This is a genomic window from Rhizobium sp. NPDC090279 (assembly GCF_044769665.1).
Classification (GTDB): Bacteria; Pseudomonadota; Alphaproteobacteria; order Rhizobiales; family Rhizobiaceae; genus Rhizobium.
Genome location: NZ_JBIVYI010000002.1, coordinates 175,597 through 192,342, shown reverse-complemented (window position 1 = coordinate 192,342; position 16,746 = coordinate 175,597). Strand labels below are relative to the sequence as shown.

The following is a 16,746-nucleotide window of genomic DNA, read 5'->3' as shown; positions in this document are numbered from 1 at the left end:
CTGTGCATGGCTAGAAAACCGGCGACGGAACGGCGGGACGAAGTAAAGACCGGCATCGGAAAGGCGCCGGCCTTTGCCTATCGTCCCCTGCCTGGCGTTGCCGATGAAATGGTCGACAATAAGGGTGTAGTCCGCCCGGTCTGGCAGAACCTCCTCTCGGCGCTATCGCGCATGTCGGAAGAGGAACTGACCGAACGCTTCGCCCGTGCCGACCGTTATTTGCGCGATGCGGGTGTTTTCTATCGGGCCTATGGGACGACCGGCGTCAGCGAACGCGGCTGGCCGATCTCGCATATTCCCGTGCTCATCGATGAGCGCGAGTGGCAATCGCTTTCGGAGGGCCTGCGCCAGCGCGCCGATCTGCTCGAGGCGATCATCGCCGACATTTATGGAGACAGCCGGCTGGTCGGCGAAGGATTGCTGCCTCCCGCCTTGATCGCGGCCAATCCGGAATTTTTGCGTCCGCTCGTCGGCGTCGAACCCGCAAGCGGCCACTATCTGCATTTCCTGGCTTTCGAGGTCGGACGTGGTCCCGATGGTAACTGGTGGGTGCTCGCCGACCGCGCGCAGGCGCCGTCCGGCGCCGGCTTCGCGCTGGAAACCCGTGTCGCAACCACCCGCGCCTTTTCCGATATCTATGCCGAAACCAAGGTGCACCGCCTCGCCTCCTTCTTCGGCGCCTTTCGCGATGCGCTTCTCGGTGGCAAGCGCAGCGGCGAGGGACGCGTCGCCGTTCTGACGCCGGGACCGGCCAACGAAACTTATTACGAGCACGCCTATATCGCCCGCTATCTCGGCTTCATGCTGCTCGAAGGCGAAGACATCACCGTCGTCGACGATCAGCTGATGGTGCGCACCGTCGCGGGGTTGCGGCCGATCAGCGTGCTCTGGCGCCGCCTCGATGCCGCCTATGCCGATCCGCTGGAGCTCAACCAGCACTCCCATATCGGCACGCCGGGCATGGTCGAGGCGTTGCGGGCGCAGACGGTAAGCATCGTCAACGCGCTCGGTTCCGGCATTCTCGAGACACGCGCCCTGCTCGCCTTCATGCCGACCATCTGTCGGCATCTGCGCGGCGAGGAACTGAAGCTGCCGTCGATCGCGACCTGGTGGTGCGGCCAGAAGAGCGAGCGCGAGCATGTCGCCGCCAATATCGAAAAGATGGTCATCGGGCCGGCCTATTCCCGCATGCCCTTCTTCGACGACAATGGTCAGTCGGTATTGGGCTCGACATTACGCAGCACGGCCCGCGATTCGATCGCGGACTGGCTGGCGACCGAGGGCCAAAAGCTGGTCGGCCAGGAAGTCGTCACGCTTTCGACGACACCGGCCTGGGTCAACGGCAAACTGACGCCGCGGCCGATGAGCCTGCGCGTCTTCGCCGCCCGTACTGAAAACGGCTGGCAGATCATGCCCGGCGGCTTTGCCCGCATCGGCAGCGGCGACGATGTCGCAGCCATTGCCATGCAGGCGGGCGGCTCGGCCGCTGATGTCTGGATCGTCTCCGACAAGCCTGTCGAAGCCCATACGCTGCTGCCGACCGAAGAGACCTTCACGCGCAATATGCCCGGCAGCCTGCCGAGCCGGGCCGCCGACAACCTCTTCTGGCTCGGCCGCTATATCGAGCGCGCCGAAGGCGCCTTGCGCATCCTGCGCGCCTGGCACGGGCGTTTCGCCGAAGCGGCCGATCCGAAGCAGCCGCTGCTTGCCGACGTCAGCGCCTATCTTGCCGCCATCGACATCGACACCAAACAGGCGGTGCCCGAAAACCTGCTGCGCAACATCGAGAGCGCCGTCTATTCCGCGAGCAATATCCGCGATCGTTTCTCTCCAGACGGCTGGCTCGCACTGAACGACCTCGCCAAGACCGCACGCCGCTTCAAGGAAGGCGTGAAGCACGGCGACGATGCCAGCCATGCCATGACCATCCTGCTGCGCAAGCTCGCCGGTTTTGCCGGCCTCGTGCACGAAAACATGTATCGCTTTACCGGCTGGCGTTTCCTGTCGCTCGGCCGCTATATCGAGCGCGGCCTGCACATGACGCGGCTGCTCGGCCATATGTCCGGCCCCGACGCTCCCGACGGCGCGCTCGACATGCTGCTCGAAATCGGCGACAGCGTCATGACCCATCGCCGCCGCTACAACGTCAATACCGCGCGCTTGACGGTGACCGACCTTCTGGCGCTCGACCCTCTCAATCCACGCTCGATCCTCTTCCAGATGAACGAGATCCACCGCGAAGTCGAGCAATTGCCGAACGCCTTCGTCAATGGCCAGATGTCGCCCTTCTTCCGCGAGGCCATGCGACTGCATTCCGGGCTGGCTGTCATGACGCCGGAAACGATGACCGTCGAAGTCTACCACCAGCTGGCGCGAGAACTGGAGCGGCTTTCCGACCTGCTGGCGCGCACCTATCTCGGATGATGTGATGCTCTACGACCTCTCGCTTCACATGGGCTATATCTACGACGTGCCGGCCAGCGGGGCACGGCACATATTGCGTGTCCTGCCGCTTTCCCTGCCCAATCGGCAGCGGCTGATCGCCGGCTCGGTGAAAATAACCCCAGGCCCGGACGAGCAATCGAACTTCACGGATTTCTTCCAGCATCCCGCAACCTCGATCCTGGTGCGCGATCCGCATGAACGGCTCGACATCCGCATGCAGGCGCGTGTCCAGGTCGAAAGCCAACCCGTCACGGCCGACTTCTCCCCCTTGCTCGCCAAGTTGCCTGAAGAGATCGACGATTGCTGGTCGATCGATCCTTCTTCGCCCCATCATTTTCTCGGCAGCAGCCCGCGCCTGCCTGAAACGAGCGAGATCGGGGATTACAGCAGGCAATGGAAGGCCACCAATCTGACGACCCAGCAGATCGCCCATGCGGTCTGCGCGCGGATACACAAGGATTTCACCTACGATCCCAAGGCGACGACGGTCGACACCACGCCCAAGGAAGCTTTCCGTCTCAAGCGCGGCGTCTGCCAGGATTTTTCGCATGTGATGATCATCGCGCTGCGCAGCCTCGGTATCCCCGCCGGCTATGTCAGCGGCTTCCTGCGCACCATTCCGCCGCCAGGCAAGGAAAGGCTTGAGGGCGCCGACGCCATGCATGCCTGGGTGCGCGTCTGGTGCGGGGAAACGGCAGGCTGGATCGAGCTTGACCCGACCAACAATATCCCCGCTGGCATGGATCACATCGTTGTCGCCTACGGCCGCGATTATTCCGACGTCGCACCTGTCATCGGCGTGCTGAAAGGTTATGGCAGCCAGAAGACCGAACAGGCAGTCGATGTAATTCCCCTAAAATAGCAAAACCTAAGATAGTAAAATTTCAACTCAAATCGAGACTGAACGGGCAGTTTGTTAAAATTCAACCTGCCGTATAAACGATCAACTAATGTTTGTAATTGATAGTCCCGTCCTATTCTTGAGATCGAAACTCTCTTTTACAGGCGGACATGATGGTTCCCGGCTTCGATTTACTTCGAGCACTAAAACAACTTCTACGTGATCGAACGGGCAATTTTGCTATCCTGACGGCGATTTCGGTGCCGATGCTGGTAGCGGCAAGCGGTGTTGCGATCGATGTCACCAGCATGTCGATGTCGCGTAGCCAGCTCCAGGAGGCAACGGACTCGGCCGCGCTCGCGGCTGCAACGGCACTTGCCGACGGTACCGCAACCACAACGACCGCCAAGGATCTCGGTAACAATTTCGTCCTCGGCCAGATGTCCAATTACCTGACGGGAGATGCCACGACAACGAATGCGCTGAAGACAGGTACGTCGACCACGGTAACGTCAAGCAGCAATTCATCCGGCGGCACGAGCTACGTGGTCAATGTGAACGCATCCTATAGCATGTCGGCCAATAGCATGAGCCGTCTGCTCGGCATGCAGACGATGTCCGTTTCGGCCGCAAGCACCTCGACGAGCGGAACGGCCGTCGAGAAGACGGCGCTTTCGATGGAAATCGTGCTCGATAAATCCGGATCGATGTGGCTGGATACCGAAGCCATAGACAAGACACAGACCAAGTGTGATCAGTATTATGTCTCCGGTCTATATCTCTACAAGTACAAAGACCAGGAAAATCCGTGCTACATCAAGAAGATAGCGGCATTGAAGACCGCGACTGGCACGCTCCTCGATCAATTGGATGCTGCGGACCCAACCTCGCAATACGTTCGAACGGCGGGTATCGGTTGGAGCGATGAAATCGACCTATCGAGCGAGCTTGATTGGGGAACAAAAACAACCCGAAATAAGGTCATTAACAAGCTGGCAGCTGGCGGCGGCACGGAATCCAGTGCGCCAATGAAAAGCGCCTATAATAAGCTTGTGGCCGTCGACGAAGCCACGACGCAAGCGGGCAAAGGCAACAAGAATTTTCAGAAGATTATCGTCCTCATGACGGATGGCGATAACAACGCCACGAGCTCCGATACAGAGACATTGAAAACATGCACCGACGCCAAGAACAAAGGCGTGCAGATCTATACCGTCGCGTTTATGGCACCTACTCGAGGGCAAAATCTGCTCAGGTCCTGCGCGTCCAGCCCTTCGAATTACTTCGATGCAAAACAAATGTCCGATCTCGTTGCCGCCTTCAAGAGCATTGGCGCCCAGGCTGCCAAGCAGATGACGCTCCTGACCAAGTAATCCCGCCCATCAACAGCATCGAGCAACCAAAGATTGCTCGCAAAGAAAAAGCCCCGCGATACTGGTATCGCGGGGCTTTTCGTTTGAACGATGCGCGAATAAAAGCCCGAAACATCATCGGAATCAAGTCTTTTCCCGTAAATGGGAAGTGATCGGCGGCATTTTTCGCATCCGCCCAACTCGCTTGTTGCAACTGCTTTACATCAGTGCGTAAACTGATAGTGAAACGGAAAGGCAATTTGATTTAAACAGGCGTAACACGCTGAATATAAATCACAAATGGCGAGAGTTGATAGTATGAATAACTTGACGAAGGCCGATCTGCCCGTTCCCGCCCCGCGCAGTTCCCGCCCCGAAATCCTTGCCGAAGAAATCATCGAGCGCCTGACATACCGCATCGGCAAGGATGCGAAGGTCGCCAAACCGCATGACTGGCTGACGGCGACGATCCTTGTCATCCGCGACCGCGTCATCGACAAGTGGATCGAATCCACCCGCAAGGTCTATCAGACCGGTGCCAAACGCGTTTACTACCTGTCTCTCGAATTCCTGATCGGCCGCCTGATGCGCGACGCGATCTCCAATCTCGGCCTGATGGAGGAGATCACCAACGCTCTCGCCTCGCTCGGCGTCGATATCCGCGTCATTGCCGGCATCGAGCCGGATGCAGCTCTCGGCAATGGCGGCCTCGGCCGTCTCGCCGCCTGTTTCATGGAATCCATGGCGACCGTCGATGTGCCGGCCTACGGCTACGGCATTCGCTACGTCCACGGCCTGTTCCGCCAGCAGATGGCCGATGGCTGGCAGGTGGAGCTGCCCGAAACCTGGCTGGCGCACGGGAACCCCTGGGAATTCGAACGCCAGGAAAGCTCCTATGAAATCGGCTTCGGCGGCGGCGTCGAGACCATCAGCAGCCATGACGATCAGCCGCGTTATGTCTGGAAGCCGGCCGAGCGCGTCATCGCAACCGCCTTCGACACGCCCGTCGTCGGCTGGCGCGGCCAGCGCGTCAACACGCTGCGCCTCTGGTCGGCGCAGCCGATCGACCCGATCCTGCTCGATGCCTTCAACGCCGGCGACCATATCGGCGCGCTGCGCGAAAGCAACAAGGCCGAAAGCCTGACGCGCGTCCTCTATCCGGCCGATGCGACGCCCGCCGGCCAGGAGCTGCGCTTGCGCCAGGAGTTCTTCTTCTCGTCGGCATCGCTGCAGGACATTATTCGCCGTCACCTGCAGCAATATGATGATCTGACCAACCTCGCCGACAAGGTTGCGATCCAGCTGAACGACACGCATCCGGCCGTCTCCGTCACGGAAATGATGCGCCTGCTGGTCGATGTCCACGGCTTCGATTTCGACAAGGCTTGGGATATCACCAGAAACACGTTCGGATACACCAACCACACGCTGCTGCCGGAAGCGCTGGAAAGCTGGCCCGTGCCGCTGTTCGAGCGGCTGTTGCCGCGCCACATGCAGATCATCTACGCGATCAACGCCAAGGTTCTCGTGGAAGCGCGCAAGCTGCGCAATTTCAGCGACACGGAAATCCGCTCGATCTCGCTGATCGACGAAAACGGCGACCGCCGCGTGCGCATGGGCAATCTCGCTTTCGTCGGCTCGCATTCGATCAACGGCGTTTCGGCACTTCATACCGACCTGATGAAGGTCACCGTCTTTGCCGACCTGCACAAGCTCTATCCGGACCGCATCAACAACAAGACGAACGGCATCACGCCGCGTCGCTGGCTGATGCAGTGCAATCCCGGCCTGACGAACCTCGTGCGCGAAACCATCGGTGACGCCTTCCTCGACGATGCCGAGCAGCTGAAGCCATTGGATCAGTTTGCCCACGACAGCGCCTTCCAGGAGAAGTTCGCCGCGATAAAGCGCGCCAACAAGGTACAGCTCTCCAATCTTGTCGCCAGCCGCATGGGCATCAAGCTCGATCCGAATGCGATGTTCGACATCCAGATCAAGCGCATCCACGAATACAAGCGCCAGCTTCTGAACGTTATCGAGGCAGTCGCGCTTTACGACCAGATCCGCTCGCATCCCGAGCTGGACTGGCAGCCGCGCGTCAAGCTCTTTGCCGGCAAGGCGGCACCGAGCTACCACAACGCCAAGCTCATCATCAAACTGATCAACGACGTCGCCCGCGTCATCAACAACGACCCCTCGGTACGCGGCCTGCTGAAGATCGTCTTCGTGCCGAACTACAACGTCTCGCTGGCGGAGGTCATGGTTCCGGCCGCCGATCTTTCAGAGCAGATTTCGACGGCCGGCATGGAAGCCTCGGGCACCGGCAACATGAAATTTGGCCTCAACGGTGCGCTGACGATCGGCACGCTGGATGGCGCCAATGTCGAAATGCGCGACAATGTCGGCGAGGACAATATCGTCATCTTCGGATTGCGGGCCGATGAGGTCGCCAGTCTGCGCAGCGATGGACACGATCCACGCGCCATCATCGAGCGTTCGCGCGAACTCGCGCAAGCATTGTCGGCCATCGCCTCCGGCGTCTTCTCTCCCGATGACCGCAACCGCTATGCCAGCCTGATCGAGGGCATCTACAGCCACGACTGGTTCATGGTTGCAGCCGATTTCGATGCCTATGCCTCGGCGCAGCGCGAAGTCGACATCCTCTGGGCCAACCCGTCTGAGTGGTACGCGAAGACGATCAACAATACCGCTCGCATGGGCTGGTTCTCCTCCGACCGGACCATCCGTCAATACGCCAAGGAAATCTGGAGAGCCGGATGAAAAAGCCGAAAAAAACCGCTGACAGCACAAGCTTGAGCGATATTTCGGCACAGGACATTGCTGCAATTCTCGCAGGCACCCATTCCGATCCGTTCGCCGTACTCGGCGTTCACAAGACAGATGAAGGCTTCGTTGCCCGCTGCTTCATTCTCGGCGCGGAAGCTGTGACCGCCACGGCGCTGGACGGCTCGGTCGTCGGCGAGCTCGAATGCCTTGATCCGGCAGGTTTCTTTTCCGGCGAGGTGAAACTCGCCAAGCAACAGCCAGTCCGTTATCGCGCCAGGCGCGGCGATGCCGAATGGGCGGTGACCGACCCCTATAGCTTCGGCCCCGTCCTCGGACCGATGGATGATTATTTCGCCCGTCAGGGCACGCATCTGCGCCTGTTCGACAAGATGGGCGCTCATCCGCTGAAGCATGAGGGCGTCCAGGGCTTCCATTTCGCCGTCTGGGCACCGAATGCGCAGCGTGTCTCGGTCGTCGGCGATTTCAACAATTGGGATGGCCGCCGCCACGTCATGCGCTTCCGCTCCGACAGCGGCATCTGGGAAATCTTCGCCCCGGATGTACCGGCCGGTGTCGCCTATAAGTTCGAGATCCGTGGCCAGGACGGCGTCTTGCTGCCGCTGAAGGCCGACCCCTTTGCCCGACGCAGCGAGCTGCGCCCGAAGACGGCTTCCGTCACCGCCAACGAGCTGCATCAGATCTGGGACGATTCCGCGCACCGCGAGCATTGGGCAAGCGTCGACCAGCGTCGCCAGCCGATTTCGATCTACGAGGTGCATGCCAGCTCCTGGCAGCGCCGTGAAGACGGCTCGATGCTGTCATGGGATGAACTCGCCTCGCGCCTCATCCCCTATTGCGTCGACATGGGCTTCACCCATATCGAATTCCTGCCGATCACCGAACACCCCTATGACCCGTCCTGGGGCTACCAGACCACCGGCCTCTATGCGCCGACAGCCCGCTTCGGCGAGCCGGAAGGCTTTGCCCGTTTCGTCAACGGCTGCCACAAGGTCGGCATCGGCGTCATCCTCGATTGGGTGCCGGCGCATTTTCCGACCGACGAGCACGGCCTGCGCTGGTTCGACGGCACGGCGCTCTACGAACATGAAGACCCGCGCAAGGGCTTTCACCCCGACTGGAATACGGCGATCTACAATTTCGGCCGAACCGAGGTTCTCGCCTACCTGCTGAACAACGCGCTCTATTGGGCGGAAAAATTCCACCTGGACGGTTTGCGCGTCGATGCCGTCGCCTCCATGCTCTACCTCGACTATTCCCGCAAGCACGGCGAATGGATACCCAACGAGTACGGCGGCAACGAAAATCTCGAGGCTGTCCGTTTCCTGCAGTCGATGAACACCCGCGTCTATGGCGCGCATCCCGGCGTCATGACCATCGCCGAGGAATCGACCTCCTGGCCGAAAGTGTCGCAGCCGGTCCATGAAGGCGGTCTCGGCTTCGGCTTCAAGTGGAACATGGGCTTCATGCACGACACGCTCAGCTACCTCTCCCGCGAGGCCGTGCATCGCAAGTATCACCACAACGAACTGACATTCGGGCTGATCTACGCCTTCTCGGAAAATTTCGTCCTGCCGCTCTCGCACGACGAGGTCGTTCACGGCAAGGGATCGCTGATCGCCAAGATGGCCGGCGACGACTGGCAGAAATTCGCCAATCTGCGTGCCTACTACGCTTTCATGTGGGGCTATCCCGGCAAGAAGCTGCTGTTCATGGGCCAGGAATTCGCGCAATGGAGCGAGTGGAGCGAAGAGCGCGCGCTGGACTGGAACCTTCTGCAATACCGCATGCACGAAGGCATGCGCCGCCTCGTTCGCGATCTCAACTTTACCTATCGCAGCAAGGCGGCACTCCATGCCCGCGACTGCGAGGGCGATGGCTTCGAATGGCTTGTCGTCGATGATTTCGAGAACTCGGTCTTTGCCTGGCTGCGCAAGGCGCCGGGCGAAAAGCCGGTTGCCGTCATCACCAATTTCACGCCAGTCTATCGTGAGAACTATACCTTGCACCTGCCGGCTGAGGGGCGGTGGCGCGAGATATTGAATACCGATGCCGACATCTACGGCGGCAGCGGCAAAGGGAATGGCGGGCGTGTACAGGCCGTCAATGCCGGCGGAGGCATACAAGCGATCATAACGCTGCCTCCCTTGGCGACGATCATGCTCGAACCGGAATTTTGAGATTATTACGGACAGGGAGGAATGAAATGGTAGAAAAACGTTTCCAGCCGCTGGCGCGCGATGCCATGGCCTACGTTCTTGCCGGGGGGCGCGGCAGCCGTCTGAAAGAACTGACCGACCGCCGTGCCAAGCCAGCCGTCTACTTCGGCGGCAAAACCAGAATCATCGACTTCGCGCTGTCCAACGCGCTCAACTCCGGTATCCGCCGCATCGGCGTCGCCACGCAATACAAGGCGCACTCGCTGATCCGCCACATGCAGCGCGGCTGGAACTTCTTCCGCCCCGAGCGAAACGAAAGTTTCGATATCCTGCCGGCCTCGCAGCGCGTCTCGGAAACGCAATGGTATGAGGGCACGGCCGACGCCGTCTACCAGAACATCGACATCATCGAGCCCTACGGCCCGGAATACATGGTCATCCTCGCCGGCGACCACATCTACAAGATGGACTACGAGTGGATGCTGCAGCAGCACGTCGATTCGGGCGCGCAGGTGACGATCGGCTGCCTTGAGGTGCCGCGCATGGAAGCCGTCGGCTTCGGCGTCATGCATGTCGATGAGAAGGACCAGATCATCGACTTCGTCGAGAAGCCGGCCGATCCGCCCGGCATTCCCGGCAATCCGGATTTCGCGCTGGCCTCGATGGGCATCTATGTCTTCCACACGAAATTCCTGATCGAATGCCTGAAGCGCGATGCCGCCGATCCGAATTCCAGCCGCGACTTCGGCAAGGACATTATCCCCTACATCGTCAAGAACGGCAAAGCGGTCGCCCACCGCTTCACGCAGTCCTGCGTTCGCTCCGATTTCGAGCGTGAAGCCTATTGGCGCGACGTCGGGACGGTCGATGCCTATTGGCAGGCCAATATCGACCTGACCGCAGTCGTGCCGGAACTCGACATCTACGACAAGTCCTGGCCGATCTGGACCTATGCAGAAATCAGCCCGCCGGCCAAGTTCGTCCATGACGACGAGGACCGCCGCGGTTCGGCGGTTTCCTCCGTGGTCGCCGGCGACTGCATCATTTCCGGCGCCAGCCTCTACAACAGCCTGCTCTTCACCGGCGTACGCGCCAACTCCTACTCCAAGCTGGAGGGAGCCGTGGTGCTGCCGAGCGTCAAGGTCGGCCGCCGTGCGCAGCTCAAGAATGTCGTTATCGACCATGGCGTCACCATTCCGGAGGGCCTGATCGTCGGCGAAGATCCGGAACTCGATGCCAAGCGCTGGCGCCGCACGGAAAGCGGCATCTGCCTAATCACCCAATCGATGATCGACAAGCTGGATCTGTAACCTATGAAGGTTCTCTCGGTTTCGTCCGAAGTCTTCCCCCTGATCAAGACAGGGGGCCTGGCCGACGTGGCCGGCGCCCTGCCCATCGCGCTGAAGCCCTATGGCGTCGAAACCAAGACCCTCATTCCGGGCTATCCCGCCGTCATGAAAGCCATCCGCGATCCGGTTGCTCGCCTGGAGCTACCGGATCTCCTTGGCGAACCGGCCACCATTCTGGAAGTCGAGCACGCCGGTATTTCGTTTCTCGTGCTCGACGCACCGGCCTATTACAGCCGCACCGGCGGCCCGTATGTCGATGCGACCGGGAAGGATTATCCCGACAACTGGCGGCGTTTCGCCGCGCTGTCACTGGCCGGCGCGGAAATTGCTGCCGGTCTCCTGCCCGGCTGGCGGCCGGATCTCGTGCATGCGCATGACTGGCAGTCGGCCATGGTGCCGGTCTACATGCGCTACTATCCGACGCCGGAACTGCCGAGCGTGCTGACCATCCACAACATCGCATTCCAGGGCCAGTTCGGCGCCGACATCTTCCCCGGCCTGCGCCTACCGGTTCACGCCTTCTCCATGGAAGGCATCGAATATTACGGCGATGTCGGCTTCCTCAAGGGCGGCCTGCAGACCGCCCATGCCCTGACCACCGTCAGCCCTTCCTATGCCGAGGAAATCCTGACGCCGGAATTCGGCATGGGCCTTGAAGGCGTCATCGCCAGCAAGGCACACAACCTCTACGGCATCGTCAACGGCATCGACGACGAGATATGGAACCCGGCGAGCGATCCGATGATCGCCCAGACCTACAATGCGACCACGCTGAAGGATCGCGCCGTGAACCGCCAGCGCGTCATCGAGCATTTCGGCCTCGACGACGATGATGGCCCGATCTTCTGCGTCGTCAGCCGGCTCACCTGGCAGAAGGGTATGGATCTTCTGGCTGAGGTTGCCAGCGAGATCGTTCACATGGGCGGCAAGCTTGCCATTCTGGGCGCCGGCGATCCGGCACTGGAGGGAGCGCTGTTTGCCGCGGCCGGCCGCCATCGCGGCCGCGTCGGCGTTTCCGCCGGCTATAACGAGCCGATGTCACACCTGATGCAGGCCGGCTGCGACGCGATTATCATCCCCTCGCGCTTCGAACCCTGTGGCCTCACGCAGCTTTATGGCTTACGCTATGGCTGCCTGCCGGTCGTTGCGCGGACGGGCGGGCTGAACGATACGATCATCGACGCCAACCACGCAGCGCTGCAAGCAAAAGTCGCGACCGGCATTCAATTTTCGCCCGTCACCGCCGAGGGGCTGTTACAGGCCGTGCGCCGTGCCATGCATCTTTTCCAGGATCGAAAGGTCTGGACGCAGATGCAAAAGCAGGGCATGAAATCCGACGTGTCCTGGGGTAGGAGCGCAGAACGCTACGTCGCTCTCTACTCCAGTCTAGTCTCGAGAGGCGCTTAACCCGATGATTAAAACCGTTCCCACCACCCCCTTCGCGGACCAGAAACCAGGTACTTCGGGCCTGCGAAAGAAGGTTCCCGTATTCCAGCAACCGAACTACGCGGAAAACTTCATTCAGTCGATTTTTGATTCGCTCGAAGGCTATCAGGGCAAGATCCTGGTCATCGGCGGCGACGGTCGTTACTACAATCGCGACGTCATCCAAAAGGCCATCAAGATGGCCGCCGCAAACGGCTTCGGCAAGGTGATGGTCGGCAAGGGCGGTATTCTCTCGACGCCCGCAGCCTCAAACATCATCCGCAAATACAAGGCCTTTGGCGGCATCATATTGTCGGCCAGCCACAATCCCGGCGGCCCGACCGAAGATTTCGGCATCAAGTACAATATCGGCAATGGCGGCCCGGCGCCGGAAAAGATCACCGACGCCATCTACGAGCGCTCGAAGGTGATCGATAGCTATAAGATCTCGGACTTCCCGGACATCAATCTCGATCGTATCGCCCGCGAAGATGTCGGCGGCATGATCGTTTCGGTCATCGATCCGGTCGAGGACTATGCAGCCCTGATGGAAGAGCTGTTCGATTTCGGCGCCATCCGTAATCTGATCAGCCTCGGCTTCCGCCTCAGCTTCGATGCGATGAGCGCGGTGACCGGCCCCTATGCCAAGGAAATCTTCGAAATCCGCCTCGGCGCGCCGGACGGATCGGTGCGCAACTTCCTGCCGCTGCCTGACTTCGGCGGCCATCACCCGGACCCGAACCTCGTCTATTGCAAAGAGCTCTACGACGACATGATGGGCGACGATGCGCCCGATTTCGGCGCGGCATCGGACGGTGATGGCGACCGCAACCTCATCATCGGCAGGGGTATCTACGTCACTCCGTCCGATAGCCTGGCGATTCTTGCGGCCAACGCCAATCTCGCCCCCGGCTATTCCCATGGCATCGCCGGCATTGCCCGTTCCATGCCGACAAGCGGCGCTGCCGACCGCGTTGCCGAAAAGCGTGGCGTCGGCATCTATGAGACGCCGACCGGCTGGAAATTCTTCGGCAACCTGCTCGATGCCGGCATGGCGACGATCTGCGGCGAGGAAAGCTCCGGCACCGGCTCCAACCACGTTCGCGAGAAAGACGGTCTCTGGGCCGTGCTGCTGTGGCTGAACATTCTGGCCGTTCGCGGCGAGAGCGTCATCGATATCGTCACGCAGCATTGGGCGACCTATGGCCGCAACTATTATTCCCGCCACGACTATGAAGGCGTCGACACCGATGCCGCCAACGGTCTGATTGCGGCGCTGCGCGAAAGGCTGCCGACGCTGCCGGGCACGAAATTCGGCGATCTCACCGTTTCCGCCGCCGACGACTTCGCCTATCACGATCCGGTCGACAAGTCAGTCAGCCAGCATCAGGGCATCCGCATCCTGTTCGAGGGAGGCTCCCGCGTCGTCTTCCGCCTCTCCGGCACCGGCACGACCGGCGCGACGCTGCGCGTCTACATCGAGCGCTACGAACCCGATTCGACCCGTCACAACATCGAGACCCAGGAAGCACTGGCCGATCTCATCACCGCCGCCCAGGATATCGCCGACATCAAGGGCCGCACCGGCCGCGACGCACCGACTGTGATTACCTGAACCGATGGCGATAAGCCCCTTCTCCCCGTGATGCGGGGAGAAGGTGGCCAGAAGCCGCTGAACGACGTGAAGCGGCAACTGGTCGGATGAGGGCCCCGCTCAAAATTCATCACGACCGCAGAATTTGCCGACCGCTCCGCCCCTCACCCTAGCCCTCTCCCCGCAAGCGGGGAAAAGGGGATCATCTCGAGCAATCCGGAAAGCCCAAGCATGTCAGAGCCGACAATCCGCTCACTTGGCGCTACTCTCACCGACACGGGCGTCGAATTTGCCGTGTGGTCGCGGAATGCCGAGCGAATCGAACTTTGTGTGTTCGACGCGGAAGGCAAGAAGGAAGTCGTCCGACTGCCATTGGAGCGCGATGGCGACGAGCATCATCTTTTCGTCAAGCATGCCAAGCAAGGCATGCGCTATGGCCTGCGCGCCCATGGTACGTACGATCCAGACAAAGGCCTCTGGTTCGATCCGTCAAAACTGCTGATCGATCCCTACGCCAAGGAGATCGACCGGCCCTTCCAATATGATCCGCGCCTGGGGACGGTCGGAGAAGACACGCAAGATCTGATACCGAAGGCGATCGTTTCTCGCGATGTCACGGTTGCCCCCGCCAAGCCGTTGTTTCAGCCGGGCGGCCTGATCTACGAAATCGCCGTCAGGCCCTTCACCATGCTGCACCCGGATATACCGGGAACACAACGCGGCACCCTCGCCGCCCTCGCCCATCCCTCAATCATCGCTCATCTCAAACGCCTACGGGTCGATGCCGTCGAGCTGATGCCGATCACCGCTTGGATCGACGAACGACACCTGCCGCCGCTCGGCCTCAGCAATGGCTGGGGCTATAACCCCGTCGCCTTCATGGCGCTCGACCCACGCCTCGTGCCTGGCGGCATGAAGGAATTGCGCGAGACGGTCGCCGCCCTTCACGCCGAAGGGATCGCCGTCATCCTCGATCTCGTCTTCAATCATAGCGGCGAGAGCGACCGCCACGGCCCGACGCTGTCACTGCGCGGCCTCGACAATCCCACCTATTTCCGCCATCAGCCGGACCAGTCGGGCACGCTGGTCAACGATACCGGCACGGGCAATACCGTCGCCTGCGATCAGCCCGCAACGCGCAGGCTCATCGTCGACAGCCTGCGCCATTTCGTCCGGAATGCCGGCATCGATGGCTTCCGCTTCGATCTTGCCACCGTACTTGGCCGCGGCAGCAAGGGATTCGACCCGGAAAGCATGACACTGCGCACCATGCTGGCGGACGAGACGCTAAGGGACAGGATCATGATCGCCGAGCCCTGGGACATCGGCCCTGGCGGCTATCAGCTTGGAAACTTTCCCACGCCCTTTCTCGAATGGAACGACCGTGCCCGCGACGATCTGCGCCGCTTCTGGCGAGGCGATGCGGGCATCGGCAATCTGGCGACGATCCTCGGCGGCTCCTCCTCCATCTTCGGCAGTGATGGCCGCACGCAGACGCGCAGCGTCAATTTCCTTGCTGCCCATGACGGCTTCACGCTGATGGATCTCGTTTCCTACGAGAACAAGCACAATGAGGCCAATGGCGAGAACAACCGCGACGGCCACAACGAGAACTTCTCCTGGAACAACGGCATCGAGGGCAGGACGGAAGATCAGTCGATCCTGCGCAAGCGCAGGATCGATATCGAAGCCATGCTTTCGACGCTCTTTGCGACGCGCGGCACGATCATGCTGACGGCGGGCGACGAAGGCGGTCGCAGCCAACAGGGTAACAACAATGCCTATTGCCAGGACAATGCCATCACCTGGATGGATTGGAAGGCGCTGGATGAGGAGTTGATCGGCCATACTGCCTTGCTCGCCGGCTTGCGCCGCCGGTTCGCAGCGTTCGGGGATATGGACTTCTTCAAAGGCGACGGCGACGTCGTCTGGTTCTCATCGACCGGTGAGCCCATGTCGATACCTGATTGGGAAGCGCCGAATGCCGGCCTGCTCGGCATGGCGATCGCTACGCAAGATCGCGACAGGGGCCGGTCCACGCGCCTTGCCATCCTCTTCAATCGCACCGGCGGCGACCTCCCCGTCACGCTGCCGACAACCGAGACGGACGGCTGGTCGCTGCTGAGCACCGCAGGCGAAACCCCGGCTGGCGGGCAGATTGCGGTTGCCGCACGCTCCGTCAGTTTCTTCGTCGAAACCTGATCGTCGTTGCACTTTCCCTTCCGATTCGCCAGAAAGAGCCGGTGTCCCTTTAGATTGACGAGGATGGAAATGCCCGGCGATACCTCGCTTGTTGAAATCATGAAACGTGTCGGAACCGAAATCGGCGTCTCCGATTGGATAGCGGTCGACCAAACCATGATCGATACCTTCGCCGATGCGACCCACGACCACCAGTTCATCCACGTCGACCCGGAACGCGCCAAGGCGGAAACGCCCTATGGCGGCACCATCGCCCATGGCTTCCTGACGCTCTCGCTGCTCTCGGCGATGAACTATAGCGGCCTGCCGAAGATCCGCGAGCAGACCATGGGCATCAACTACGGCTTCGAGAAGATCCGCTTCATGTCGCCGGTCAAGTGCGGCGCGCGGGTACGCGGTCGTTTCACGCTCGCCGAAACCCGCCTGCGCGGCGCCAATATGTTGATGCTGACCTATGATGTGACGGTCGAAATCGAGAACGAGCGCAAGCCGGCTTTGACTGCGACATGGACGACCATATCGCAGTTCGATCCGAAGGATCGACCGGAGGAGTCTTGATCAACCCGGATGCGGA

Annotated in this window: 10 protein-coding genes; all 10 read left to right on the top strand. The window is 60.7% G+C overall.

All coding sequences use genetic code 11. The annotated features are described in order from the left end of the window. Window positions 1-6 precede the first annotated feature (6 nt). The 10 genes from ACIQWP_RS04995 to ACIQWP_RS04950 all read left to right on the top strand — a co-directional run bounded on the left by ACIQWP_RS04995 (window position 7) and on the right by ACIQWP_RS04950 (window position 16,730). Window positions 7-2,424 carry a circularly permuted type 2 ATP-grasp protein gene (locus ACIQWP_RS04995; protein WP_402783089.1) on the top strand — a complete coding sequence of 806 codons (2,418 nt, stop codon included), beginning with the start codon at window positions 7-9 and terminating at the stop codon, window positions 2,422-2,424. Between the two features lie 4 nt (window positions 2,425-2,428). Then, window positions 2,429-3,307 (top strand): transglutaminase domain-containing protein, encoded by an 879-nt coding sequence (locus tag ACIQWP_RS04990; protein WP_402783087.1) that lies wholly within the window; start codon window positions 2,429-2,431, stop codon window positions 3,305-3,307. Between the two features lie 149 nt (window positions 3,308-3,456). Next, window positions 3,457-4,659 carry a pilus assembly protein TadG-related protein gene (locus tag ACIQWP_RS04985; RefSeq protein WP_402783085.1) on the top strand — a complete coding sequence of 401 codons (1,203 nt, stop codon included), beginning with the start codon at window positions 3,457-3,459 and terminating at the stop codon, window positions 4,657-4,659. A gap of 297 nt (window positions 4,660-4,956) precedes the next feature. After that, window positions 4,957-7,419 carry a glycogen/starch/alpha-glucan phosphorylase gene (locus ACIQWP_RS04980; RefSeq protein WP_402783083.1) on the top strand — a complete coding sequence of 821 codons (2,463 nt, stop codon included), beginning with the start codon at window positions 4,957-4,959 and terminating at the stop codon, window positions 7,417-7,419. Continuing rightward, a complete protein-coding gene (glgB, locus tag ACIQWP_RS04975; RefSeq protein WP_402783081.1) occupies window positions 7,416-9,623 on the top strand; it encodes a 1,4-alpha-glucan branching protein GlgB in 2,208 nt (735 codons plus the stop codon). The genes ACIQWP_RS04980 and glgB overlap by 4 nt, the downstream gene beginning before the upstream one ends. A gap of 26 nt (window positions 9,624-9,649) precedes the next feature. Further along, entirely contained in the window at window positions 9,650-10,912 is a 1,263-nt protein-coding gene (gene glgC / locus ACIQWP_RS04970; protein WP_402783079.1) for a glucose-1-phosphate adenylyltransferase, read from the top strand. Between the two features lie 3 nt (window positions 10,913-10,915). Beyond that, window positions 10,916-12,358 carry a glycogen synthase GlgA gene (gene glgA, locus ACIQWP_RS04965; protein ID WP_402783077.1) on the top strand — a complete coding sequence of 481 codons (1,443 nt, stop codon included), beginning with the start codon at window positions 10,916-10,918 and terminating at the stop codon, window positions 12,356-12,358. Window positions 12,359-12,362: 4 nt separating this feature from the next. Beyond that, on the top strand, window positions 12,363-13,991 hold the full coding sequence (locus tag ACIQWP_RS04960; RefSeq protein ID WP_402783075.1) for an alpha-D-glucose phosphate-specific phosphoglucomutase: 1,629 nt from the start codon (window positions 12,363-12,365) through the stop codon (window positions 13,989-13,991). 210 nt (window positions 13,992-14,201) lie between these two features. Then, on the top strand, window positions 14,202-16,172 hold the full coding sequence (gene glgX, locus ACIQWP_RS04955) for a glycogen debranching protein GlgX (RefSeq protein WP_402783073.1): 1,971 nt from the start codon (window positions 14,202-14,204) through the stop codon (window positions 16,170-16,172). 69 nt (window positions 16,173-16,241) lie between these two features. Then, entirely contained in the window at window positions 16,242-16,730 is a 489-nt protein-coding gene (locus tag ACIQWP_RS04950; RefSeq protein ID WP_402783071.1) for a MaoC family dehydratase, read from the top strand. Window positions 16,731-16,746 lie beyond the last annotated feature (16 nt).

Excerpts from the sequence above, each read along its gene's own strand:
- ACIQWP_RS04995 (WP_402783089.1), top strand. The coding sequence starts at position 7 with ATGGCTAGAAAACCGGCGACGGAACGGCGGGACGAAGTAAAGACCGGC.
- ACIQWP_RS04990 (WP_402783087.1), top strand. The coding sequence starts at position 2,429 with ATGCTCTACGACCTCTCGCTTCACATGGGCTATATCTACGACGTGCCG.
- ACIQWP_RS04985 (WP_402783085.1), top strand. The coding sequence starts at position 3,457 with ATGATGGTTCCCGGCTTCGATTTACTTCGAGCACTAAAACAACTTCTA.
- ACIQWP_RS04980 (WP_402783083.1), top strand. The coding sequence starts at position 4,957 with ATGAATAACTTGACGAAGGCCGATCTGCCCGTTCCCGCCCCGCGCAGT.
- glgB (WP_402783081.1), top strand. The coding sequence starts at position 7,416 with ATGAAAAAGCCGAAAAAAACCGCTGACAGCACAAGCTTGAGCGATATT.
- glgC (WP_402783079.1), top strand. The coding sequence starts at position 9,650 with ATGGTAGAAAAACGTTTCCAGCCGCTGGCGCGCGATGCCATGGCCTAC.
- glgA (WP_402783077.1), top strand. The coding sequence starts at position 10,916 with ATGAAGGTTCTCTCGGTTTCGTCCGAAGTCTTCCCCCTGATCAAGACA.
- ACIQWP_RS04960 (WP_402783075.1), top strand. The coding sequence starts at position 12,363 with ATGATTAAAACCGTTCCCACCACCCCCTTCGCGGACCAGAAACCAGGT.
- glgX (WP_402783073.1), top strand. The coding sequence starts at position 14,202 with ATGTCAGAGCCGACAATCCGCTCACTTGGCGCTACTCTCACCGACACG.
- ACIQWP_RS04950 (WP_402783071.1), top strand. The coding sequence starts at position 16,242 with ATGCCCGGCGATACCTCGCTTGTTGAAATCATGAAACGTGTCGGAACC.